The 21,467-nt window shown below is 71.9% G+C and carries 25 protein-coding genes; 11 read left to right on the forward strand and 14 right to left on the reverse strand.

The window, feature by feature from the left end; all coding sequences use genetic code 11:
• The first annotated feature begins 8 nt into the window (after positions 1-8).
• The 3 genes from ACIOHP_RS15540 (at position 9) to ACIOHP_RS15550 (ending at position 2,148) form a co-directional block, all read left to right on the forward strand.
• Positions 9-995, forward strand: coding sequence for a DEDDh family exonuclease (locus ACIOHP_RS15540; RefSeq protein WP_361553714.1), 987 nt, complete (start codon positions 9-11; stop codon positions 993-995).
• Positions 996-1,074: 79 nt separating this feature from the next.
• Positions 1,075-1,308, forward strand: a complete 234-nt coding sequence (locus tag ACIOHP_RS15545) for a hypothetical protein (RefSeq protein WP_079083468.1) — start codon at positions 1,075-1,077, stop codon at positions 1,306-1,308.
• A 48-nt stretch (positions 1,309-1,356) separates the two neighbouring features.
• Positions 1,357-2,148, forward strand: coding sequence for an SURF1 family protein (locus ACIOHP_RS15550; protein WP_361553717.1), 792 nt, complete (start codon positions 1,357-1,359; stop codon positions 2,146-2,148).
• A 25-nt stretch (positions 2,149-2,173) separates the two neighbouring features.
• On the opposite strand, the gene ACIOHP_RS15555 is transcribed toward ACIOHP_RS15550, so the two are convergent.
• The 4 genes from ACIOHP_RS15555 to ACIOHP_RS15570 form a co-directional block, all read right to left on the reverse strand.
• Complete coding sequence (locus ACIOHP_RS15555) at positions 2,174-3,112, reverse strand: hypothetical protein (protein ID WP_401887669.1); 939 nt, start codon at positions 3,110-3,112, stop codon at positions 2,174-2,176.
• Positions 3,113-3,184: 72 nt separating this feature from the next.
• Positions 3,185-3,373 carry a YbdD/YjiX family protein gene (locus ACIOHP_RS15560; RefSeq protein WP_266894255.1) on the reverse strand — a complete coding sequence of 63 codons (189 nt, stop codon included), beginning with the start codon at positions 3,371-3,373 and terminating at the stop codon, positions 3,185-3,187.
• Entirely contained in the window at positions 3,370-5,472 is a 2,103-nt protein-coding gene (locus ACIOHP_RS15565) for a carbon starvation CstA family protein (protein WP_401887671.1), read from the reverse strand. Before ACIOHP_RS15565 ends, ACIOHP_RS15560 begins: the two co-directional genes overlap by 4 nt.
• 119 nt (positions 5,473-5,591) lie before the next feature.
• A complete protein-coding gene (locus ACIOHP_RS15570; protein ID WP_266829048.1) occupies positions 5,592-5,807 on the reverse strand; it encodes a DUF3311 domain-containing protein in 216 nt (71 codons plus the stop codon).
• A 179-nt stretch (positions 5,808-5,986) separates the two neighbouring features.
• Between ACIOHP_RS15570 and ACIOHP_RS15575 the strand changes: the two genes are divergently transcribed.
• From ACIOHP_RS15575 to ACIOHP_RS15595, 5 genes are read left to right on the forward strand one after another with little or no spacing between them, the layout of a single operon-like run.
• A complete protein-coding gene (locus ACIOHP_RS15575) occupies positions 5,987-7,519 on the forward strand; it encodes a sodium:solute symporter (RefSeq protein WP_307032528.1) in 1,533 nt (510 codons plus the stop codon).
• Positions 7,516-8,085, forward strand: coding sequence for a SigE family RNA polymerase sigma factor (locus ACIOHP_RS15580; protein WP_307032526.1), 570 nt, complete (start codon positions 7,516-7,518; stop codon positions 8,083-8,085). Before ACIOHP_RS15575 ends, ACIOHP_RS15580 begins: the two co-directional genes overlap by 4 nt.
• Positions 8,082-8,357 (forward strand): hypothetical protein, encoded by a 276-nt coding sequence (locus tag ACIOHP_RS15585; RefSeq protein ID WP_401887676.1) that lies wholly within the window; start codon positions 8,082-8,084, stop codon positions 8,355-8,357. The genes ACIOHP_RS15580 and ACIOHP_RS15585 overlap by 4 nt, the downstream gene beginning before the upstream one ends.
• Before the next feature lie 34 nt (positions 8,358-8,391).
• Positions 8,392-10,176 (forward strand): glycoside hydrolase family 15 protein, encoded by a 1,785-nt coding sequence (locus ACIOHP_RS15590; RefSeq protein ID WP_361553731.1) that lies wholly within the window; start codon positions 8,392-8,394, stop codon positions 10,174-10,176.
• A gap of 5 nt (positions 10,177-10,181) precedes the next feature.
• Entirely contained in the window at positions 10,182-10,937 is a 756-nt protein-coding gene (locus ACIOHP_RS15595; protein WP_361553734.1) for an SDR family oxidoreductase, read from the forward strand.
• A 3-nt stretch (positions 10,938-10,940) separates the two neighbouring features.
• On the opposite strand, the gene amaP is transcribed toward ACIOHP_RS15595, so the two are convergent.
• Genes amaP through ACIOHP_RS15620 form a run of 5 tightly spaced genes read right to left on the reverse strand, consistent with a single transcriptional unit; the run spans position 10,941 to position 13,254 of the window.
• On the reverse strand, positions 10,941-11,519 hold the full coding sequence (gene amaP, locus ACIOHP_RS15600) for an alkaline shock response membrane anchor protein AmaP (protein WP_401887680.1): 579 nt from the start codon (positions 11,517-11,519) through the stop codon (positions 10,941-10,943).
• Positions 11,520-11,524: 5 nt separating this feature from the next.
• Complete coding sequence (locus ACIOHP_RS15605; RefSeq protein WP_401887683.1) at positions 11,525-12,193, reverse strand: DUF6286 domain-containing protein; 669 nt, start codon at positions 12,191-12,193, stop codon at positions 11,525-11,527.
• Complete coding sequence (locus tag ACIOHP_RS15610) at positions 12,190-12,564, reverse strand: hypothetical protein (protein ID WP_401887686.1); 375 nt, start codon at positions 12,562-12,564, stop codon at positions 12,190-12,192. Before ACIOHP_RS15610 ends, ACIOHP_RS15605 begins: the two co-directional genes overlap by 4 nt.
• 5 nt (positions 12,565-12,569) lie before the next feature.
• Complete coding sequence (locus ACIOHP_RS15615) at positions 12,570-12,761, reverse strand: hypothetical protein (protein ID WP_361487720.1); 192 nt, start codon at positions 12,759-12,761, stop codon at positions 12,570-12,572.
• Positions 12,762-12,789: 28 nt separating this feature from the next.
• Entirely contained in the window at positions 12,790-13,254 is a 465-nt protein-coding gene (locus tag ACIOHP_RS15620) for an Asp23/Gls24 family envelope stress response protein (RefSeq protein WP_401887689.1), read from the reverse strand.
• A gap of 85 nt (positions 13,255-13,339) precedes the next feature.
• On the opposite strand from ACIOHP_RS15620, the gene ACIOHP_RS15625 reads away from it, so the two are divergent.
• On the forward strand, positions 13,340-14,035 hold the full coding sequence (locus ACIOHP_RS15625; protein WP_401887692.1) for a nucleopolyhedrovirus P10 family protein: 696 nt from the start codon (positions 13,340-13,342) through the stop codon (positions 14,033-14,035).
• Positions 14,036-14,039: 4 nt separating this feature from the next.
• Here the strand turns inward: ACIOHP_RS15625 and ACIOHP_RS15630 are convergent, their stop codons facing one another.
• The 3 genes from ACIOHP_RS15630 to ACIOHP_RS15640 all read right to left on the reverse strand — a co-directional run bounded on the left by ACIOHP_RS15630 (position 14,040) and on the right by ACIOHP_RS15640 (position 17,119).
• The gene (locus ACIOHP_RS15630; RefSeq protein WP_266894231.1) at positions 14,040-14,834 is read right to left on the reverse strand and encodes an enoyl-CoA hydratase/isomerase family protein; all 795 of its coding nucleotides are present in this window, start codon (positions 14,832-14,834) and stop codon (positions 14,040-14,042) included.
• A 129-nt stretch (positions 14,835-14,963) separates the two neighbouring features.
• A complete protein-coding gene (locus tag ACIOHP_RS15635) occupies positions 14,964-15,185 on the reverse strand; it encodes a helix-turn-helix domain-containing protein (protein ID WP_004002281.1) in 222 nt (73 codons plus the stop codon).
• A gap of 335 nt (positions 15,186-15,520) precedes the next feature.
• On the reverse strand, positions 15,521-17,119 hold the full coding sequence (locus ACIOHP_RS15640) for an ABC-F family ATP-binding cassette domain-containing protein (protein ID WP_361553750.1): 1,599 nt from the start codon (positions 17,117-17,119) through the stop codon (positions 15,521-15,523).
• 209 nt (positions 17,120-17,328) lie between these two features.
• On the opposite strand from ACIOHP_RS15640, the gene ACIOHP_RS15645 reads away from it, so the two are divergent.
• Entirely contained in the window at positions 17,329-18,222 is an 894-nt protein-coding gene (locus tag ACIOHP_RS15645; RefSeq protein ID WP_401887697.1) for a neutral zinc metallopeptidase, read from the forward strand.
• Positions 18,223-18,328: 106 nt separating this feature from the next.
• The gene (locus tag ACIOHP_RS15650; RefSeq protein WP_401887700.1) at positions 18,329-18,742 is read left to right on the forward strand and encodes a VOC family protein; all 414 of its coding nucleotides are present in this window, start codon (positions 18,329-18,331) and stop codon (positions 18,740-18,742) included.
• Positions 18,743-18,749: 7 nt separating this feature from the next.
• Here ACIOHP_RS15650 and ACIOHP_RS15655 read toward each other — a convergent pair whose 3' ends face one another.
• A complete protein-coding gene (locus tag ACIOHP_RS15655) occupies positions 18,750-20,147 on the reverse strand; it encodes a hypothetical protein (RefSeq protein WP_361487732.1) in 1,398 nt (465 codons plus the stop codon).
• Positions 20,148-20,316: 169 nt separating this feature from the next.
• Complete coding sequence (locus tag ACIOHP_RS15660) at positions 20,317-21,444, reverse strand: alpha/beta fold hydrolase (RefSeq protein WP_361553761.1); 1,128 nt, start codon at positions 21,442-21,444, stop codon at positions 20,317-20,319.
• Positions 21,445-21,467: the final 23 nt, after the last annotated feature.

The following is a 21,467-nucleotide window of genomic DNA, read 5'->3' on the forward strand; positions in this document are numbered from 1 at the left end:
CAGGGACCATGCTCGAAGACCAGTCGACCGCAGCGTCCTCCCCCACAACGTGGCCGGCCGCGTATCCGCAGGGGTACGCGGTCGTCGACGTGGAGACCACCGGCCTCGCCCGGGACGACCGGATAATCTCCGCGGCCGTCTACCGGCTGGACGCGCGCGGCGAGGTCGAGGACCACTGGTACACGCTGGTCAACCCGGAGCGCGACCCCGGCCCGGTGTGGATCCACGGTCTGACGAGCGATGTGCTGGAGGGCGCGCCCCTCTTCCAGGACATCGCCGAGGAGTTCTCGACCCGGCTGGACGGCCGGGTGCTCGTCGCGCACAACGCGGTCTTCGACTGGCAGATGATCGCGCGGGAGTACGCGCGCGCGGAGCGCGAGGCGCCGGTGCGCCAGCGGCTGTGCACCATCGCGCTGTCCAAGGAGCTCGCCCTGCCGCTGCCCAACCACAAGCTGGAGTCGCTGGCCGCCCACTTCGGTGTCGTACAGCAGCGCGCGCACCACGCGCTCGACGACGCGCGCGTGCTCGCGGAGGCGTTCCGGCCGAGCCTCAGGGCCGCGGCCGAGGGCGGTGTACGGCTGCCGCTGCACGAGTGCCGGCCGCTGACGGAGTGGACGGACCGGGCCGTGCCCCGGCAGCAGCAGTCGAGCTACGGCAGCTACCGGCCGACGAGTTGGCGCCCCGCCCGCAAAAGGCCCGCATGCCCCTATCCCAACCCGGGACGTTACGAAGAGGGCAAACCGCTCAAGCAGGGCATGCGTATCGCCTTCTCCGGCGACACCTCCACCGAGCGCGACCTCCTGGAGGACCGCGCGATCGAGGCCGGGCTGCACGTCGCCACCAGCATCTCCCGGCTGACCAGCCTCCTCGTCACCAACGACCCGGACTCGGGCACGTCCAAGGTGGTCAAGGCCCGGCAGTTCGGCACGCCGGTCGTCGACGAGGCGGCCTTCGGGCAGCTCCTCGGCAATGTGGCACCGGCGTCGCGGGGATGACCGTACGGACGGGTGATTGCGCCGCGACTCGCCCGCCGCCGCCTCGCCCGCGCCGGACCGACGGCCCACCCTGTGGCCCATGGCGACTTGCGAAGTATGCGGAAACAACTACGGCATGACCTTCGAGGTGCACGCACAGGGAGCGGTGCACGTGTTCGACTGCTTCTCCTGTGCGATCCACCGCATGGCCCCGATCTGCGAGCACTGCCGTGTGCAGATCATCGGCCAGGGCGTCGAGGTCGAGGGCCACTGGTTCTGCGGCGCCCACTGCGCCCGCGCGGAGGGAAAGGTGGGCATCGTCGACCGCGTCTGACCACACCCCTGTGCGAACACCCCATGACCCGAGTTGTACGGTCATGGGGTGTACCGCTTCCTGTTGTCCCGGCAGTGGGTGATCCTCACGCTGGTCGCCCTCGTCCTCATCCCCACGATGATCCGGCTGGGCATCTGGCAGATGCATCGCTACGACGAGCGCAGCGCCCGCAACCAGCTGGTCTCCGACGCGCTGTCCGCCGACCCGGTGCCGGTGGAGCGGATGACGGCCGCCGGGCACACGGTCACCAGCAAGGAGCGGTACCGGTCGGTGACCGCGACGGGTCGCTTCGACTCCGATGACGAGCTCGTCGTCCGCCGCCGTACCAACTCCGACGACGAGGTCGGCTACCACGTCCTGACCCCGTTCGTCCTGAACGACGGCAAGGTGCTGCTGGTCAACCGCGGCTGGGTCCCCACCGGCGCCACCCAGACCGCCTTCCCGAAGGTCCCGGCGCCCCCCGCGGGCGAGGTCACCGTCACCGGGCGGCTGATGCCCGACGAGACGACCGAGGCGAGCGGCATCAAGAACCTCAAGGGTCTGCCGGACCGCCAGATCATGCTGATCAACAGCGAGCAGGAGGCCCAGCGCCTCGGCAAGCAGGTCCTCGGCGGCTACATCGCCCTGACCACGCCCGAACCCAAGGGCGACACCCCGGAGCCGCTCGGCAGGCCGGGCAAGGAGAACGCCCCGCTGAACTACGCCTACGCCTACCAGTGGTGGCTGTTCGCCGCGGGCGTCCCGATCGGCTGGATCGTCCTGGTCCGGCGCGAGCTGCGGGACCGCCGGGAGGCGGCGGAGAAGGAAACGGCGGCGGAGGCGGAGCCGGCGGCGGTCTGAGACGGGCGACGCCCGTCCCTCCTCCTCACACCCCCTGCCGGTCGCGCCAGTAGAGAAACGTGCGCTCCGGCGCCGGCAGCAGCTCCCAGGGATGCGTCGTCATATGGCGGCCGATGCGCCGGAAGACGGGTGCGGCCTCGTCCGGGCGGTGGGTGCGGACCAGGGCGAAGGCGAGGAGGTTGAGGTCGGCGACGGCCTCGGCATGCGGCGTGGCGGCGGTGCGGAACCAGCGGTCCAGAGCCGTCTCGATCTCCTCGGCGGCCCGGACCTCGTTCCAGTGGGCGTCGGCCCCGAGCCCCGTCCGTCCCCGCAGGTGCCGGTGCGCGACCAGTTCGACGCGGGCCGCCACGGGAAGCAGGGCCAGGGGTGATCCGTGCGGTGCGCGGGCGGCCGCGTGCCGGGCGAAGTCCGTCATGGCGGTGACCGTGCCGGGGCCGCGCGGGGACAGATGGCGCAGCAGCCGGTGGTAGGCACCCCGGTGCCAGGGGGCTCGGTTGACGGCCTCGGTCCACACGGGCACGGCGTCCCGGACGGGGACGGCGAGCGCGTACATCACGTCCAGCAGGGCCAGCCACGGGGTCGGGTCCTCGGGGCAGGCGTCGGCGGCACGCAGGCACGCCTGCTCCGCCTCCCGGGCGGCGGCCCGCCCCTCGGCAGCGGCCCGCGCGGACCGTACGCAGGCCCGCAGTACCAGGGCGTCCCCGTCATCGGGCCGCTCGGCGGTCCAGCGCTCGCAGACCGCGGGCGGCAGCTCCCCCGCCAGTACGGACATCCGGTGCCACCGGCGGTCCCAGTCGCGGCCCGTGTCGCGCAGCAGTTCGGCGGCCGGCTGCCACAGGGGGCGGGTGCGGCCGGCGCCCAGGCCGTGCAGCTGAGGGCTGGGGCGCAGCTCCGTCAGGGTCGTGTGCAGCGCGTCGTCGTCGAGGGCGGGGCGGACCAGCAGGGCGGGGCGGCGTCTGAACATCTCGGTCCCGGAGGTGAGTCGTCGGGGACCGCGGGGCGGTGCGTCCGCCCCGCGGTCCGCTGGCGGTGGAGGTCAGCAGCAGCGGCCCTGCGGGTGGGCCTCCTGGTGCCGGGTGCGCAGCACCTGGTAGTCGCGCCGGGTCGGTACGGGCGCGAGCGGATGGTGGCGGAGGTGGCGTTCGCAGTAGCGGTCGTACTCCGTCTCCCCGGTGAGCTCCCTCAGGTACCAGCGGACGGCCCGCGCCCAGCGCCGGACGCTCATGACCGCGCCCCGGCCAGCGGCGCCTCACCGGCCTGCTCGGGTATCTCGATGCGGGACTCGACGTACGGCGACTCGGTCGTCGGCAGGGTGCCCGGGGTGCGGACGGCCCGTACGCACACCACCGCCGCGTTGACGATCACGACCGCGACGAGCAGCAGGAACAGGGCGATCAGTACGCCGTCGACGGTGGAGTTGGTGACCACGGTCCGCATGTCGTCGAGGGACTTGGCGGGCGGCAGCACCTGGCCGGCGTCGATGCCGTCGGCGTACTTGGCGCGCTGGGCGAAGAAGCCGACGCGCGGGTCGTCGGAGAAGATCTTCTGCCAGCCGGCGGTGAAGGTGATCGCGACCACCCAGGCCAGCGGGACGCCGGTGACCCAGGCCCAGCGCAGCCGCCCGGACTTCACCAGGACCGTGGTGCACACCGTCAGCGCCACGGCGGCCAGCAACTGGTTCGCGATGCCGAAGAGCGGGAAGAGCTGGTTGATCCCGCCGAGCGGGTCGGTGGCGCCGCTGTAGAGGAAGTAACCCCAGGCCATCACCACCAGTCCGCTGCACAGCCAGATGCCCGGCTTCCAGTTGACCCGGCCGACCGGCTTCCAGACGTTGCCGAGCATGTCCTGGAGCATGAAGCGCCCGACCCGGGTGCCCGCGTCGACGGTCGTCAGGATGAACAACGCCTCGAACATGATCGCGAAGTGGTACCAGAAGGCCTTCATGGCCGTTCCGCCGAAGACCCCGGAGAAGATCTCCGACATGCCGACCGCGAGGGTCGGGGCGCCGCCGGAGCGGGCGATCAGCGTCTGCTCCTCGACCGCCTTCGCGGCCTGCGTGAGCTGGTCGGGCGTGATGGTGAAGCCCAGGCCCGCGACCGCGTGGGACGCCGACTCGGCCGTCGTGCCGAGCAGTCCCGCCGGGGCGTTCATCGCGTAGTACAGACCCGGCTCCAGGGTCGCCGCGGCGATCAGCGCCATGATCGCGACGAACGACTCCATCAGCATGGCGCCGTAGCCGATCATCCGGATCTGCGACTCCTTCTGGATCAGCTTCGGGGTCGTCCCGGAGGAGACCAGGGCGTGGAAGCCGGACAGGGCGCCGCAGGCGATGGTGATGAAGAGGAAGGGGAACAGCGAACCGGCGAAGACCGGGCCCGCGCCCGAGGAGGCGAAGTCGGTCACCGCGTCCGCGCGCAGCACCGGGGCGGCGACGACGACCCCCACCGCGAGCAGCGCGATCGTGCCGATCTTCATGAAGGTGGAGAGGTAGTCGCGGGGCGCGAGCAGCATCCAGACCGGGAGGACGGAGGCGACGAAGCCGTAGCCGACGAGGCAGAAGACGAGGGTCGTCGGGCTCAGGGTGAAGGCCGAGGCCAGCGAGGACTCCTGGACCCAGCTGCCGCCGACGATCGCGAGCAGCAGCAGGACGACACCGATGAGGCTGGTCTCGACGACCCGGCCCGGGCGGATGCGGTGCAGCCAGAAGCCCATGAACAGGGCGATCGGGATGGTCATCGCGACGGAGAAGGTGCCCCACGGGGAGTGGGCGAGGGCGTTGACCACGACCAGGGCGAGCACGCCCAACAGGATGATCATGATGGCGAAGACCGCGATCAGCGCCGCCGCGCCGCCCGCCCGGCCGATCTCGTCGCGGGCCATCTGCCCGAGCGACTTGCCGTCCCGGCGCATGGACAGGAACAGCACGACCATGTCCTGCACCGCGCCCGCGAAGATCACTCCGGCGACGATCCACAGCGTGCCGGGCAGATAGCCCATCTGGGCCGCGAGGACCGGGCCCACCAGCGGTCCGGCGCCCGCGATCGCCGCGAAGTGGTGGCCGAGGAGCACCCGGCGGTCGGTGGGGTGGAAGTCGACGCCGTCCTCCAGGCGCTCGGCCGGGGTGGCCCGGCGGTCGTCCGGTTTCAGGACGCGCCGCACGATGAAGCGGGAGTAGAAGCGGTAGGCGATCGCGTACGAGCCGAGCGCGGCGACGACCAGCCAGACCGCGGAGATCTTCTCCCCGCGGGCCAGCGCGAGGACGCCCCAGGCGACCGCGCCGAGCAGCGCGACGCCGGCCCACAAGAGGATCGACCGAGGTGACATACGTGACTTTTCAGGCGCCTCGAGGGCAGGCTGAAGGGCGGTTTCGGGCATGGCGGCTCCTCACCGGAAACGGTGGAACGAGACAGGAAGAGAGAAGGAGAGAGAAGGAAGAGAAAGACTCAGCGGCGATGTCGGTCCGTCAGCGCGTACGCCGCGAGCAGACAGAGACCGCACCCCGGCACCCAGGCGAGCTGGTACCAGTAGAAGAACGGCGTCCCCGCGAGCCGCGGCTCGGCACCGGCGTACAGCGGAACCCACAGCAGTCCCGCGGCGGGTGCGAGAAGCAGTACGGCGATCGCGACGCGCCGTAGCCGGTGATGACCGGTCCGTGCCATGACCTGCGCTCCTCTCCCCTTCGCTGTGGGTCTGTGCAAGAGTTGCCCACCCGTCGCAGACGGTTGACAGCGAATGTCCAGAAGATTTCCCGCCGGTTCCCTGTCATCCGAACCGGCCGCACGCGCAACTCTTGCGCGAGGGTCAAGCCACACCTGCGGGCACACCAAGGACGGTGACCATGGCCGACAGCGCCATGACCGCGACGTTCCTCGCCGTGATCGGCGGAGCGTCGCTGCTCGCCGTGACCGCGCGCCGGCTGCACCCCAGCGACCGGCTGCCGTCCCTGGAGGGCTGGGCGCTCGCCGACCGCGGCCTCGGCCCGGTGTGGACCTGGCTGCTGCTGGGCGGCACGATCTTCACCGCGTACACCTTCACGGCCGTACCGGGACTGGCGTACGGCAACGGCGCGGCCGCCTTCTTCGCGGTGCCCTACACGGTGATCGTCTGCCCGATCGCCTTCGTGCTGCTCAGCCGCCTCGGGGAGGTGGCCCGGCGGCACGGCTACATCACCGCCGCCGACTTCGTGCGCGGCCGCTACGGTTCGGCGCCGCTGGCCCTGGTGGTCGCGCTGACCGGGATCCTCGCGACCATGCCGTATCTGGCGCTCCAGCTGCTCGGGATACGGGCGGTGCTGACCGCGGGCGGCGTCTACCCGCGGGGCGCGGCCGGTGATCTGGTGATGGTGGCGCTGTTCGCGGGCCTCGCGGTCGCCACCTACCGGCACGGGCTGCGGGCGCCCACCGTGATCTCCGCGCTCAAGGCGGTCGCCGTCTTCGTCTCGCTCACCGCCGTCACCTGGCTGGTCCTGGAACGGCTCGGCGGACCGGGCGCCGTCTTCGACGGAGCCGCCGAACGCCTCGGCGGCCCGGCGCTGCTCCTCTCCCCCGAGCAGCAGCCCTCCTACGCCACCCTCGCCCTCGGCTCCGCCCTCGCCCTGCTGATGTACCCGCACGTCCTGACCGCCGCCTTCGCCGCCGACAGCCCGCGCACCCTGCGCAAGGTCGCCGTGGCCCTGCCCGCCTGGACCGGGCTGCTCGCCCTCTTCGGGTTCCTCGGCATCGCGGCGCTCGCGGCGGGCGTGCGGGCACCGGAGGGCGGCGCCGAGACCGCCGTACCGATGCTGGTCGACCGGCTGATGCCGGGACCGCTCGCCGGACTGGTCTTCGGGGCGATCACCGTGGGGGCGCTGGTTCCGGCCGCGGTGATGTCGATCGCGGCGGCCACCAGCTTCGTGCGCAACGTCTACGTCGAGTACGTGCACCCCACCGCCACGCCCAAGCGCCAGGTGCGCATCGCCAAGGCGGTGTCGCTGACGGCGAAGGTCGGCGCGGTCGCGTTCGTGTTCGGGCTGCGCGACCAGGACGCCGTCAATCTCCAACTCCTCGGCGGGGTCTGGATCCTGCAGATCTTCCCGGCCGTCGCCGTGGGCCTGTTCACCGGCCGGCTGCATCCACGGGCGCTGCTCGCCGGATGGGGCGCGGGAATGCTGTCCGGCACCTACCTGGTCGTCCGCGAGGGGTTCTCGTCGGTCGGCACCGGCCCCTTCCAGATCTACGCCGGCCTCACCGCCCTGCTGCTGAACCTGACCGTCGCCGTGATCGGCACCGCGGTTCTCGAACGACTCGGTGTCCCGCGCGGCGCCGACCTGACCGATCTGCCGTCGCGCCTGTCCCTCGGCCGGCGCCCGGAGACGGGAGCGAACAACCCGTGAGACAGCACCTGAGACACACCACCTCCGTACCGGTACCGCTCACCCCCGCGGCAACCGATCCGGCCGAGCTGGAACGCGAGGCCGGCGTGGCCCGGCTCTTCGAGCAGCACTACGCCTCGATGCTGCGGCTCGCCGTGCTGCTCGGCGCCGACGACCCGGAGAACGTGGTCGCCGAGGCCTACTACCAGATCTACCGCAAGTGGCGGCGGCTCAGGGACACCGAGGCGGCGGAGGCCTATCTGCGCTCCACCGTCTGCAATCTGACCCGGATGCGGATACGGCATCTCCAGGTCGCCCGCAGACATGTGGAGAACCCCCCTGCCCCACTGGACGAACTCGTCGCCTCCGCCGAGAGCACCGCGCTCCTCCACGACGACCAGCGCGTCCTCATCGACGCCCTCCAGCAACTGCCGCCCCGGCAGCGCGAGGCGCTGGTGCTGCGGCACTGGCTCGGTCTGAAGGAGAGCGAGATCGCCTCCGCGATGGGGATCTCCTGCGGCTCCGTCAAGACGCACACGGCACGCGGCCTCGCCGCCCTGACCCAGGCGATGGAGGCCCGGCGATGAAGGACACGACTCCGGACCGCACCGAGCGGGAACTCCAGGAGGCGCTGGCCGCGTTGGCGGGCGGTGTGCACGCGGCCCCCGACGCCTATCGCACGGCACGCGGCGAGTGGCTGCGCCGCGAACGCCGCCGCCGACTCGTCCTGACCGTACTCATCGCGGTCGTCTTCGCGCTGGCGACACTCATCGGTCTATGGGTGCTGAACCAGGCGCCCACGGACCCGGGGGTCATCTTCTCCGGTACCCAGGGATCACTCCCACGGCCCTCCCCCTGATTGTCGCCGGGGTTCACCGGGAACCCGCACTCCCGTGCCCCGTATCGAGGATTACGCCCTGATCGGCGACGAACAGACAGCGGCCCTGGTCGGCAAGGACGGCAGCGTCGACTGGCTGTGCCTGCCACGCTTCGACTCCGCCGCCTGCTTCGCCAGACTGCTCGGCGACGAGGAGAACGGCCATTGGCGCATCGCACCCAAGGGCGCCGACGGTGAGTGCACCCGCCGCGCCTACCGCCCCGGCACCCTCGTCCTGGACACCGACTGGGAGACGGACGAGGGGGCGGTACGCGTCACCGACCTGATGCCGCAACGCCACCAAGCTCCCGACCTCGTACGCATCGTGGAAGGTCTCAGCGGCCGGGTCACCGTGCGCAGCACGCTCAGGCTGCGCTTCGACTACGGCTCGGTCGTGCCGTGGGTGCGCAGGTCCGACGGGCACCGGGTGGCCGTGGCGGGGCCCGACTCGACGTGGCTGCGCAGCGAGCCCCCGGTCCGCACCTGGGGCGAGCACTTCGGAACGTACTCCGAGTTCACCGTCGAGGAGGGCGAGAAGGTCGCGTTCGTGCTCACCTGGCACCCCTCGCACGAGCCGCGCCCCGCGCTGGTCGACCCGTACGAGGCGCTGGAGTCCAGCGTCGCCGACTGGCAGGCGTGGGCGGCGTGCTGCCGCTACGACGGTCCGCACCGGGACGCCGTGGTCCGTTCCCTGATCACCCTGAAGGCGCTCACCTACCGGCCGACCGGCGGCATCGTGGCCGCGGCCACCACCTCACTGCCCGAGGAGCTGGGCGGGGTACGCAACTGGGACTACCGCTACTGCTGGCTGCGCGACTCCACGCTCACCCTGGGCGCCCTGGCGTCGTGCGGCTACCTGGAGGAGGCCGAGGCCTGGCGGGACTGGCTGCTGCGCGCGGTCGCCGGCAATCCCGCGGACCTCCAGATCATGTACGGCCTCGCGGGCGAGCGGCGGCTGCCCGAGTACGAGCTGCCCTGGCTGTCCGGTTTCGCCGACTCCAAGCCGGTCCGGATCGGCAACGAGGCCGTGAAACAGCTCCAACTGGACGTGTACGGCGAGGTCATGGACTCGCTGTCGCTGGCCCGTCGGGCGGGGCTGCCCGCCAAACCGCACATATGGTCCCTGCAGAGCGTCCTGCTGGACTTCCTCCGGTCCTCCTGGCGCCAGTCGGACGAGGGGCTGTGGGAGGTGCGCGGCGGTCGGCGCGACTTCGTCCACTCGAAGGTCATGGTGTGGGTCGCCGCCGACCGCGCGGTGCGCGCCCTGGAGGCCTACCCGGAGCTGAGCGGCGACGTGGACGGCTGGCGCGCGCTGCGCGACGAGGTGCACGACGAGGTGTGCGAGAAGGGCTACGACGCCGAGCGGAACACGTTCACCCAGTACTACGGCTCGCGCGAACTCGACGCGTCCCTGCTGCTGATTCCGCGCGTCGGCTTCCTGCCGCCCGACGACCCCCGGGTCGTCGGCACCGTCGACGCGATCCGCGCGGAGCTGAACCACGGCGGTTTCGTACGGCGTTACAGCGTCGAGGGGATGCCCGTGGACGGGCTGCCGGGCGGCGAGGGCGCGTTCCTGGCGTGTTCGTTCTGGCTCGCCGACGCGCTCCACATGACGGGCCGCACGAAGGAGGCACGGGACCTCTTCGAACGGCTGCTGGCGCTGACCAACGACGTGGGGCTGCTGGCCGAGGAGTACGACCCGGTGGGCGGCGTGCAGCTCGGCAACTTCCCGCAGGCGTTCAGCCACATCGGTCTGGTGAACACCGCCCTCGCCCTGTTCGGGGGCGAGGAGGCAGGATAGGAGCCATGGATCTTGGACTGAAGGACCGCGTGTACGTCGTCACCGGGGCCACGCGTGGCCTCGGCAACGCGTCGGCGCGTGAACTGGTCGCCGACGGGGCGAAGGTCGTTCTCACCGGGCGCGACGAGAAGCGGGCCGCCGACGCGGCAGCCGAGCTGGGACCCGGCGCGGTGGGGGTGGCCGTCGACAACGCCGATCCGGAGGCACCCGCACGGCTGATCGCGGCCGCCCGGGAGAACTTCGGCGGCTTCGACGGCATCCTCATCAGCGTCGGCGGTCCGGCGCCCGGCTTCCTCGCGGACAACACGGACGAGCAGTGGGCCGCGGCCTTCGAGTCGGTGTTCCTGGGCGCGGTGCGGCTCGCCCGTGCGGCGGCGGCCGAGCTGGAGGCGGGCGGTGTCATCGGGTTCGTGCTGTCGGGCTCGGTGCACGAGCCGATTCCGGGGCTGACCATCTCGAACGGGCTGCGGCCGGGGCTCGCCGGGTTCGCGAAGTCCCTCGCGGACGAGTTGGGGCCGCGCGGAATCCGGGTCGTGGGGCTGCTGCCGTCCCGTATCGACACGGACCGCGTGCGCGAGCTGGACGGGTTGTCCGCCGACCCGGAGGCCACGCGTGCGGCCAACGAGTCGAGGATCCCGTTGCGGCGGTACGGGACGCCGGAGGAGTTCGGGCGTACGGCGGCGTTCCTGCTGTCGCCGGCCGCCTCCTATCTGACCGGGATCATGGTGCCTGTCGACGGTGGGATGCGGCACGGGTTCTAGCCGTCAACTGACCCTCTCCGCACGGTGCTTGACCGCCTTCATGCGGACCTCCGCCGGCAGTGACGCCAGGCCCGCCGAATTGCGGGCGTGGGTCAGGGCCTCCGTCGTCAGATGGCTCAGCGCCGTCCCGGGGTCCACGTGCGGTTCCAGCAGGAGCCGTACGCGGGTCTTCGGGGCGTCGCGCCTGCCGGTCAGCCGGACGTGGGCGTGGGACACGCCCTCCAGCCCGGTCGCCTCGTCGGCCAGTACGCCTTCCAGGGCCCGGCCCCGCAGCAGCGCGCCCTCGCCGTCGCCGGTGTCCACCAGGACCTCGGTCAGCCGGTGCCGGCGCAGGTTCGCGGTCAGCCACCACAGGGCGAGCAGGACGAGGACGGCCAGCACGGCGAGGACGGTCGGCCACCACCAGCCGTGCTGCTCCCAGCGGGTGCGTTCGGTGTCGTCGAGCAGGACGTCGTGAGGGCCGTCGTGGATCCACCAGGACGGCGGGTTCAGCCCCAGCCCCACGGCCAGCACCGAACCGCCGGCCACCAGCAGGACGAGTCCGACCGCACCCAGCACGACACGGTTGACGATCCGCAGCATCGGACTCACCCCTTCTTTCCCGGCCGCCGCACCCGCACCGACAGCGCGGGCGGCCTGGCCAGGCCGAGCCCGCTGATCGCCTCGGCCAGCGTGGCGTCCAGGTCGGCGCGTACGTCGTCCAGTTCACGGAAGTGCGCGACCGCGCCGACGTCGGCCTTGGAACGGGTCAGGCGTACGCGCACCGACTGGACGCCGGCGACCTCCACGGCCCGGTCGCGCAGGACCAGGGCGGCGGCCTCGCGGTGGAGTCCGGCGCGTACGTCGGTCCCGGCGCGCCGCATCGGCAGGACGCCGCGCAGACCGGGGGTGGCGGCCAGGACGATCAGCCAGACGCCGAGGGCCGCGGCGACGCCGGCGCCGACGAGGACCCAGGTGTCGTCGAGGGGGCGTTCGGCGAGTTGCGCGGCCAGCTCTCGGCGCCAGCGCATGGCGGGCTGCTCGGCGCGGACCGCTGTGATGTCGTAGAGGAAGAACCCGGCGATCACCACGAGCAGCAGCGCGACGATGCCCGCGGGGACGCGCCGTGCCGACCAGAAACGGCCCTCCGGCGCGCCCTCGCTCTCCGGTACGGGTGGGGGTTCGTACTCCCCGATGTCGGTGTCGGTCGCCTTTTCCAGCACCGGCAGTCGTTGTGTGGTGCCTTCCGTGCCCTGTGAGCCCTGGGGCTCGCTCATCGCGTCCTCCCCTGTGCCGGACCGTGCGTCGGGGTCAGGTGCAGTCGTTCCACATGGACGACGACCTCCGACACCTCCATTCCCACCAACGCGACTACCCGCTCCCCCACATGACGACGCACCCGCGCGCAACGGGCCCCGATGTCGCCGGGGTAGCCGAGTTCGAGGTGGACACGGACGCGGGCGGTCTCGTGGTGGACGACCACGGTGGCGTGCGGGCGTGCGGCCCCCTCGGGGAGGCCTCCGATCGCCTCGCCCGCCGCCTGGGAGGCGATCTTCGCCACGACCCGGTCGGCGATCCGGGTCGCACCGCGCTCGCCGGGCGGGACGACGGTCGGCGGTCTGCGGAGCTCACCGGAGTCGGTCGTCACCAAGGTCACCGCCGGTCACGGCGGCTGTCACGGGTACGGAAGAAGTCACCGACCTCCAGGTCCCCCTCAAGGAACCGCCCGACGACGAAACCGATGGCGCCCAGCGCCGCCACCAGGAGGAAGGCACCGAAGCCGCCGAAGTACCCGGCGAAGCCCAGCGCCATGCCGGCGATCAAGCCGACCACGGCCATGCTCATCCTGCGCTCCCCTCAGCTCTCGGCGGACTCACTGGAGCCGGGACTCCGGCTCTTCGTCCTCTTCCTCGGGCAGCTTCACATCGCTCACCGCGATGTTGACCTCGACGACCTCGAGGCCGGTCATCCGCTCCACCGCCGCGATCACGTTCTCCCGTACGGCGTGGGCCACGTCGTTGATCGACACGCCGTAGTCGACGACGATCTCCAGGTCGAGCGCGGTCTGCACCTCGCCGACCTCGACCTTCACGCCCCGGGTCACGGACTTCGCACCGCCCGGCACCCGGTCCCGTACGGCCCCGAAGGTGCGGCTCAGCCCACTGCCCATCGCGTGCACGCCGACCACGTCCCGGGCGGCCAGTCCGGCGATCTTCTCCACGACCCCGTCGGCGATGGTGGTGCGCCCGCGCGTCGCCGGATCCCCGCCGCCGCGCTTGGTGGGCTTACGCGGCTGCACGCCGGTCTCCACCTCGGGAGTCTGCGTCATGTCAGTCATCGCGGTACATCCCTTCGATCGTCTCCTTCGACCACCGTAAGCGGGGTTGCGTCGTCGCGCGCCTGTGATGCGGCAGGCTGGGGGAATGACAGCGGACCGGTGGACGCAGACAGTGCGGCATCAGCTGGGGCTCGGCAGGCTGCTGCCGCTGGGCGGCGCGCACGAGGGCGCGTGGATCTCGGAGGAGGCGGCCGAGGCGGTGCTACGGCGTGCGGTAAGGGATCTGCGGGGCGTACGACTGGACCGGGCGCGGATCTCCCTCGCCGACCCGGAGGACGTGCACGACCCCGTCGTACCGCCTCCGCCCAGTGCGCTGCCGCCGGGCCCGCTGCGGGTGACGGCGGAGTTCGCCGCGACGGCGGACGAGCCGCTGCCGGCCACGGCGACCCTCCTGCGCACCGCCCTGGCGACGGCGGCGGAACGGCTCGGTCTGACGGTGACCGAGGTCGACCTGCGGGTGACGTCCCTGCTGGACGAGGAACCGGAGGCCGGCCCCGTACGGCGGCCGGAACCGCCGTCGGCCGAGCCGGCCGGCGATCCCGTGGCCGCCGCGGCGCTGTCGGTGCCCGGTGTCACCGGGCTGACCGCCGCGCTGGGCCGTGCGGTGCACGTCGAGGAGCAGCAGGGCGAGGCGGCCCTGCCGCGGCGCCACGTCCGGGTGGAGGTGGCGGTGGACGCGGAGCACCGGGCGGTGGAGGTCGCCCGGGCGGTCCGCCGAGAAGTGGGGAAGGCGCTCCCCGATCACCCGACGGTGGCGGTGCTGGTCACCGCCGTCGGGTGAGGGCTCACTCGCCCACGCCCGCCAGGTCCCGCAGACGGCGCGTCTGAGCGGCACGCTCGGCGGCGCGCTGCTCGTCGTAGGTGCGGTCCTGCGCACCGCGCAGCAGGGCCTTCGTCTCGATGACGGCGTCCCTGGGGGCGGCCAGAAGTGCCGCGGCCAGGTCCTGGACCGCGCCGTCGAGCTGGTCGAGCGGTACGGCGATGTTGGCGAGGCCGGTGTTCACCGCTTCCTCGGCCAGCACGAAGCGCCCGGTGGCGCAGATCTCCAGCGCCCGGGCGTAGCCGACCAGCGAGACGAGCGGATGCGTTCCCGTGAGGTCCGGGACCAGGCCCAGGCTGGTCTCGCGCATGGCGAACTGCACGTCGTCGGCGACGACGCGAAAGTCGCAGGCGAGCGCGAGCTGGAAGCCCGCCCCGATGGCATGCCCCTGGACGGCGGCGATGGACACGACGTCACTACGCCGCCACCAGGTGAAGCCCTCCTGGAACTCCGCGATGGCAGCGTCGAGTTCGGCGTCACCACTGCGGGCGAGGTCGATGAACGACGGCTCGCCCTCGATCCCCTCCGGCGTGAACATCTGCCGGTCGAGCCCCGCGGAGAAGGACTTGCCCTCTCCACGCAGCACGACGACACGAACGGAGCCGGGCACGAGCCGACCGGCCTCGGCGAGCGTGCGCCACAGAGCGGGGCTCTGCGCGTTGCGCTTGGCGGGGTTGGTCAGCGTCACCGTGGCGAGCGCGTTGTCGACGGTGAGCCGTACGCCGTCCTTGTCGAGCAGGGGAACGAGTTCCTGGCCCATGGGGCGCCTCCGATGAGTGCGGTCATCCTCCGTGCCACATGGCACGGCTAAGTGACTGCACAGTAACCACCCGGACGATCGGAAGACCGACCGGGTGGCCACCATCGAAAGCCGAGGGGCCGCCCGGAATCAGGACGACGCGGCCTTCTTGCCCCGGGTCGCGCCGCCACGCCCACGGAGCGTGACGCCCGACTCGCTGAGCATCCGGTGGACGAAGCCATACGAGCGGCCGGTTTCCTCGGCCAGCGCTCGGATGCTCGCACCGGAGTCGTACTTCTTCTTCAGGTCTGCCGCGAGCTTGTCGCGCGCGGCGCCGGTTACCCGGCTGCCCTTCTTCAGAGTCTCGGCCACCCGTGCCTCCTCATGGGAAGTGCGCTCTGGTCCCCTCATGATCACCCCTCCCGGGCTTCATGGCCACCCATTCGGCAAGGTCCGTAAGACAAGGTTGTGACGACAGGAGCGCATCCCCACATACGGAATCCGTGATTCCGCACCGCGCCGTTCGTACCGCCGAACGGGTTCTTTTGTGAAGTGCCTGGTCAGAGACGCGGCGCGGCCGAGCCCTTGGCGATAAAGGGCTCGGCCGCGAAGTGGATGTAGGACACACCTCGGTACGAGGAGATCTCACACAGATGATGGATCACCGGTAGGCCGAATGATCCATACCTAGTTGATCAACCGTTCGATCAAGCGAGGGCGACGAGGTCCGCGTAGTCGGAACCCCACAGATCCTCGACCCCGTCCGGCAGCAGAATGATCCGCTCCGGCTGGAGCGCCTCGACGGCGCCCTCGTCATGGGTGACCAGGACGACAGCGCCCTTGTAGGTGCGCAGCGCGCCGAGGATCTCCTCGCGGCTGGCCGGGTCGAGGTTGTTGGTGGGCTCGTCCAGAAGCAGCACGTTCGCCGAGGAGACGACCAGGGTGGCGAGGGCCAGACGGGTCTTCTCACCGCCGGAGAGGACCCCGGCGGGCTTGTCGACGTCGTCACCGGAGAACAGGAAGGAGCCCAGCACCTTGCGGACCTCGACCAGGTCCAGGTCGGGGGCGGAGGAGCGCATGTTCTCCAGGACCGAGCGCTCCGGGTCGAGGGTCTCGTGCTCCTGGGCGTAGTAGCCGATCTTGAGCCCGTGGCCGGGGACGACCGCGCCGGTGTCCGGCTGCTCGGCACCGGCGAGGAGCCGGAGCAGGGTCGTCTTTCCGGCGCCGTTGAGCCCGAGGATGACGACCCTGGATCCCTTGTCGATGGCCAGGTCGACATCGGTGAAGATCTCGAGGGAGCCGTAGGACTTCGACAGGCCCTCGGCCGTCAGCGGGGTCTTGCCGCAGGGCGCGGGGTCGGGGAAGCGGAGCTTGGCGACCTTGTCGGAGACCCGCACCGCGTCGAGCCCGGCGAGCAGCCGGTCGGCGCGCTTGGCCATGTTCTGCGCGGCGACCGTCTTGGTGGCCTTGGCGCGCATCTTGTCGGCCTGGGAGTGCAGTGCGGCGGCCTTCTTCTCGGCGTTCTGCCGCTCGCGCTTGCGACGCTTCTCGTCCGCCTCGCGCTGCTGCTGGTAGAGCTTCCAGCCCATGTTGTAGACGTCGATCTGGGCGCGGTTGGCGTCCAGGTAGAAGACCTTGTTGACGACCGTCTCGACCAGGTCGACGTCGTGGGAGATCACGATGAAGCCGCCGCGGTACGTCTTGAGGTAGTCGCGCAGCCAGACGATCGAGTCGGCGTCGAGGTGGTTCGTGGGCTCGTCGAGGAGCAGGGTGTCCGCGTCCGAGAACAGGATCCGCGCCAGCTCGATACGGCGGCGCTGACCGCCGGAGAGCGTGTGCAGCGGCTGGCCGAGGACTCGGTCGGGCAGGTTGAGCGCGGCGGCGATGGTGGCGGCCTCGGCCTCGGCGGAGTACCCGCCCTTGGTGAGGAACTCGGTCTCCTGGCGCTCGTACTGCCGCAGGGCCTTCTCACGGGTGGCGCCGCTGCCGTTGGCGATCCGCTGCTCGTTCTCGCGCATCTTGCGGATCAGTACGTCGAGACCGCGCGCGGAGAGGATCCGGTCGCGGGCGAGGACGTCGAGGTCGCCGGTGCGGGGGTCCTGCGGCAGGTAGCCGACCTCGCCGGAGCGGGTGATGGTGCCGCCGGCCGGCTGGCCCTCGCCGGCGAGGCACTTGGTGAGAGTGGTCTTCCCCGCGCCGTTGCGGCCGACCAGACCGATGCGGTCGCCCTTGGCGACACGGAAGGTGGCGGACTCGATGAGTACTCGGGCGCCGGCGCGCAGCTCGATACCGGAGGCGGAGATCACGGACAGACTCCAGGGCAGGTTGTTTGGCGGTTGGGCGGCTGAGGACGTTCCCGCCGTCTAATGCGCGAGGAGAATGGCCATGGGCCAAGTCTAACGGGGCCGTGCAACCACTTTTTCTGAGTTCGGGTGTTCGATGGCGCACGGCGCGGTATCCCTCGTTCGGGTGAGCGCCCGCGGCCGTGCCCCTGACACCGGGCGACGATGACCCCATGCAGTTCGACGACGACGCCAGGCTGGACACCTCCGAGGTCCAGGACGTGCGCGGCAGCCGCGTCCCCGGTGGCAGGGCAACCGTGGGCGGCGGCATCGCCGGACTGATCGTGCTGCTGCTGGGGCTGTTCCTCGGAGTCGGTCCCGACCAGCTCGGGCTCAGCGACGAAGGAGGCGACCGCCCCGTCGCCACGGCTTCCGGCCTCGCCCAGGTCCAGCAGTCCTGCCGCACCGGCCAGGACGCCAACACCAGGGACGACTGCCGCATGGTGGCCGTGGTCAACAGCGTCCAGGACCACTGGGACCAGGAGTTCCAGCGGCGCAGCGGGACGTACACCCGCTCCCCCACCGTCTTCTTCAGCGAGCGGGTCGGCACCGCGTGCGGCGCGGCCACCTCGGCGGTCGGGCCGTTCTACTGCCCAGGCGACCGCAAGGTCTATCTGGACCTGGGCTTCTTCGACGAGCTGCGCTCCACGTTCGGCGCGAGCGGCGGCGCCTTCGCCCAGGCCTATGTCGTCGCGCACGAGTACGGGCATCACGTGCAGGACCTGATGGGCACGCTGAGCCGGTCGCGGGACGGGCGCACCGGCGAGAACAGCAACGCGGTGAAGGTGGAACTGCAGGCCGACTGCTACGCGGGCGTGTGGGCGCACCACGCGACCACGACGAAGGACGAGTCGACCGGGCGGCCGCTGATCACCAGCCTCACCGAGGCGGACATCGCCGACGGTCTGGACGCGGCGGCGGCCGTGGGGGACGACCGGATCCAGGAGCGGTTCCAGGGACGGGTGACGCCGGAGTCGTGGACGCACGGGTCGGCGGCGCAGCGGCAGCAGTGGTTCCACCAGGGGTTCGAGACCGGCGACATGGCCCGGTGCAACACCTTCCGCTGAGCCGGCCCGGCGATGTTCCGGCTGGTCGGGCGGTGTTGTCAGTGGTCGCTGCGAGACTGGTGGCAGGTTCGGATTCGCGGCATTTGATCACAAGGGAGTGATCGGCATGGCAGGCACGAGCGGTGGACGGCCCAGCATCTTTCCCACGCTGCTGTACGCGGACGCCAAGGCCGCGGTCAGGCAGCTCACGGAGGCTTTCGGCTTCTCCGAGCTGGCGGTCTTCGAGGGCGAGGACGGCAAGGTGGCGCACGCCGAGCTGGCGCAGGGCAACGGCGTGATCATGCTCGGTTCAAAGGGCACCGGCAGCAAGTTCGACACCGCCATGAAGGACGCCGGCACCACCGGGGTGTACGTCGTCGTGGACGATGTCGACGCACACCACCGGCGTGCGGTGGAGCAGGGCGCGGAGATCCTGATGCCCCCGACCGACCAGGACTACGGATCGCGCGACTACATGGCCCGGGACCTCGAGGGCAACGTGTGGAGCTTCGGGACGTACGCCCCCGAGATCACGGCCTGACCCGCTGTCAGCTGCCCCCCGTGTGCACCTGGAAGGCCGCCCGGCGGACCGCCTTGGCCAGCGCGGGGTCGGGGTGGGCGGCGGCGAGCGCGACCAGGACCTGCACCGTGCGGGGGTGACCGACGGCACGCACCTCGTCGAGCAGCATGGGGACGGTCGGCTGCACCGCGGACTCCAGATGCCGCACCAGCAGCGGGGCCTCCCCGTGGTCGGCGACGGCGGCGGCGGTGTCGACCCACAGCCACGTGGCCTCCTCCCGGGTGAGCACCTCGTGGGCGTCCTCCGGGTCGGCGCCGTCGTGCACGGCGAGCCACAGCAGGGCGTACGGCCGCAGGGTCGGCTCGTCGGCCACCGCGCGCACATCGGGCTCGGCGGGGGCGCCGACGACCCGCAGCGCCTCGAAGGCGAGACCGCGCAGCAGGGCGTCCTCGCCGCGGGCGGCGCCGAGGAGCTCGGTGACGGCGCTGCCGACCGGGCGGGCGGCGAGCCAGGCCCGGTACTCGTCGCGGGCCGCCTGGGGGCGGAGCTGGGCACAGCCGCGGAGCATCTCCTCGGCGACGGCCTCGATGTTGCCGGCGGGGCTCTGCGCGGCGACGCAGATCTGTTCCAGCTTGACCCAGACCGCCCAGCTGCCGAGCGGGGTCAGCGTGGCCTGCCCGTCGCCGTAGGTGAGGGCGCCGACGGAGGCGAGGGCGTGCAGGGCCCAGTCGAGGAGGGGGCCGAGCGGGGTGTCCCGGGGCTGTGCCTGGTCCGGGTCGGGCTGCGGGCCGTAGGGGATCTCGCAGCGTTCGGTGCGCAGTTCGGTGACCCGCTGCTCCAGGAGGTCCAGCAGCTGTTCCACGGGCACGGGCCCGGCGGAGAGCTGGAGGAAGGAGAGCACCTGCGGCATGGCGGAGACGACCTCGGCGACCGTGGCGGCCTCGTGCTCCGCGGGTTCCGGGTGGGCGAGCGACCAGGCGTCGAAGAGGGCGACCCAGCCGCGCAGGACGGCGCTGTCGTCGCGGTCCCAGGCACGCAGGCGCCAGCCGGGGCGGGCGCTGTCGCCGTGCACCTCGACCAGGCCGGCGAGCCGGGCGGTGTCCCACTCGGCACGCACCTGAGCCGTGCTCAGGCCCAGAGAGGCCGCGGCCTGTTCGGCGCTGGCGTCGGACAGGGTGGCCTTGGCGTCGTGCTGCCCGGCGTCCCGGTCGGGGCCCAGGGCGGCGTCGGCCCAGTGGGCGACGCGGGCGGCGCCGGCCAGGAGGGAGCGCGCCATTCTGGCCAGCTCGGCCTGGGCCGGGGTGCCCTCCGGGGGGCGGGGTGCGGGGCGGCGCGAGGGCCGCTGGGTCATCGCTCGGGGGGCGGCGGCCAGGGGTCGCGGTCGGACGAGTCGAAGCCTGGAGTCGCGCGGGATACGGGACGTCACGGGTGCAGTCTTCCGGTTGACGGTCCGAAAACCCAAACGGAATGTAACGGCGGGCTACGGGGATGGCCAACGCAGGGGTCCCGGCGGGCGGCCGGGGGCCGGGAACCGGCCAGTGGTACGCCCTTAAACGGAACCGGTGGATGAGTCCGCCGGGTGCCGTCGGCGGTCGTTACATCAGCGGGGTCAGAAAGCGGCGGAGCGCCTCTTCGTACCCCTCGGGGTCGGCGTTCCACATGGCTCCGTGCGGAGCGTGCGGCACGGTGTGGAGGGCGATCAGGTCGGGGCGGGCGGCGGCGAGACGGCGCGAGAGGTCCCAGGGGGCGATCGTGTCGTCGGGGCCGTGGACGATCAGGGTGGGCACCTTGAGGAGGTCCGGGTCGGCGCCCTCGGCGGCGGCGTCGGTGTGCAGTCCGGTGCGGCCCTGGGCGGCGCGGACGGCGAGCGGCAGCAGGGCGCCGGGGGTGCGGCGGGCGGTGGCGAGGGCGCGCAGGGTGGTCTGCCAGCTGAGGACCGGGGAGTCCAGGATCAGTCCGGAGACGCGGTCGCGGACCCCGGAGTGGGCGGCGGCGCGCAGCGCCATGGTGGCGCCGGTGGACCAGCCGTGCAGGACGACCTTCCTGGCGCCGTGGCGGACGGCGTAGCGGATCGCCGCGTCCAGGTCGCGCCACTCGGTCTCGCCGAGGTGGTTGAGGCCGTCCGGGGGGCGGGGCGCGCCGAGGTCGCCGCGGTAGGCGAGGGCGAGCACCGGGAAGCGGCGGCTCGTGAGGAACTCCATCCCGTTCAGGGAGAGTTCACGGGTGGTGCCGAGGCCGTGCACGGAGATGACCCACGTGCTCCGGACGCCGGGGACGAACCAGGCGGGCAGGGTGCCGAGTTCGCCCGGGATCTCGACGTCCTCGTGGTCGAGGCCCAGGGCGGATCCGGGGTCGCCGATGTGGGTGTTGGGGGTGAACCACACCGTGTCGCCGGGTCGCAGGGTGCCGTGTGTGACGCGTTCCAGGCGGCGTACGACGGTGTCGGCGGAGTGGGACGCGGTGCCGAGGACGGGACCGACGACCGCGTGGGTGGTGTCGCCGGAGAGGCCGTAGATGCCGGGGCGCAGGGCGGCCAGGTCCCGGGTGAGCGCGACCTGGCCGGCGGCCGTGGCGTGCACGGTGAGCCGGGGTTCGTTGGGCAGCGGACGACCGGGGGGCGCCTTCAGCGCGGCGTCGCTGGCGAGTCGTCCCGCGGCGACGCTCGCGGCGCCGGCGGCCAGGGCCATGGTGACGGCTGCTGCCGTCGCTTTGACAGTGCGCACCCGTCCAGTGTCCTGGCGGACCC

Origin of the sequence: Streptomyces sp. NPDC087859, from assembly GCF_044742595.1 — a bacterium.
Lineage (GTDB): Bacteria > Actinomycetota > Actinomycetes > Streptomycetales > Streptomycetaceae > Streptomyces > Streptomyces canus_F.

Bases quoted from the DNA above. Each gene is read 5' to 3' on its own strand.
- ACIOHP_RS15560 (WP_266894255.1), bottom strand. From the start codon at position 3,373: ATGAGCGTCCGGCGCTGGGCGCGGGCCGTCCGCTGGTACCTGAGGGAG.
- ACIOHP_RS15620 (WP_401887689.1), bottom strand. From the start codon at position 13,254: ATGACTGACATGACGCAGACTCCCGAGGTGGAGACCGGCGTGCAGCCG.
- ACIOHP_RS15545 (WP_079083468.1), top strand. From the start codon at position 1,075: ATGGCGACTTGCGAAGTATGCGGAAACAACTACGGCATGACCTTCGAG.
- ACIOHP_RS15630 (WP_266894231.1), bottom strand. From the start codon at position 14,834: ATGGGCCAGGAACTCGTTCCCCTGCTCGACAAGGACGGCGTACGGCTC.
- ACIOHP_RS15585 (WP_401887676.1), top strand. From the start codon at position 8,082: ATGAAGGACACGACTCCGGACCGCACCGAGCGGGAACTCCAGGAGGCG.
- ACIOHP_RS15555 (WP_401887669.1), bottom strand. From the start codon at position 3,112: ATGTTCAGACGCCGCCCCGCCCTGCTGGTCCGCCCCGCCCTCGACGAC.
- ACIOHP_RS15615 (WP_361487720.1), bottom strand. From the start codon at position 12,761: ATGAGCATGGCCGTGGTCGGCTTGATCGCCGGCATGGCGCTGGGCTTC.
- ACIOHP_RS15645 (WP_401887697.1), top strand. From the start codon at position 17,329: ATGCAGTTCGACGACGACGCCAGGCTGGACACCTCCGAGGTCCAGGAC.
- ACIOHP_RS15605 (WP_401887683.1), bottom strand. From the start codon at position 12,193: ATGAGCGAGCCCCAGGGCTCACAGGGCACGGAAGGCACCACACAACGA.
- ACIOHP_RS15565 (WP_401887671.1), bottom strand. From the start codon at position 5,472: ATGTCACCTCGGTCGATCCTCTTGTGGGCCGGCGTCGCGCTGCTCGGC.
- amaP (WP_401887680.1), bottom strand. From the start codon at position 11,519: ATGCTGCGGATCGTCAACCGTGTCGTGCTGGGTGCGGTCGGACTCGTC.
- ACIOHP_RS15575 (WP_307032528.1), top strand. From the start codon at position 5,987: ATGGCCGACAGCGCCATGACCGCGACGTTCCTCGCCGTGATCGGCGGA.
- ACIOHP_RS15540 (WP_361553714.1), top strand. From the start codon at position 9: ATGCTCGAAGACCAGTCGACCGCAGCGTCCTCCCCCACAACGTGGCCG.
- ACIOHP_RS15625 (WP_401887692.1), top strand. From the start codon at position 13,340: ATGACAGCGGACCGGTGGACGCAGACAGTGCGGCATCAGCTGGGGCTC.
- ACIOHP_RS15595 (WP_361553734.1), top strand. From the start codon at position 10,182: ATGGATCTTGGACTGAAGGACCGCGTGTACGTCGTCACCGGGGCCACG.
- ACIOHP_RS15570 (WP_266829048.1), bottom strand. From the start codon at position 5,807: ATGGCACGGACCGGTCATCACCGGCTACGGCGCGTCGCGATCGCCGTA.
- ACIOHP_RS15650 (WP_401887700.1), top strand. From the start codon at position 18,329: ATGGCAGGCACGAGCGGTGGACGGCCCAGCATCTTTCCCACGCTGCTG.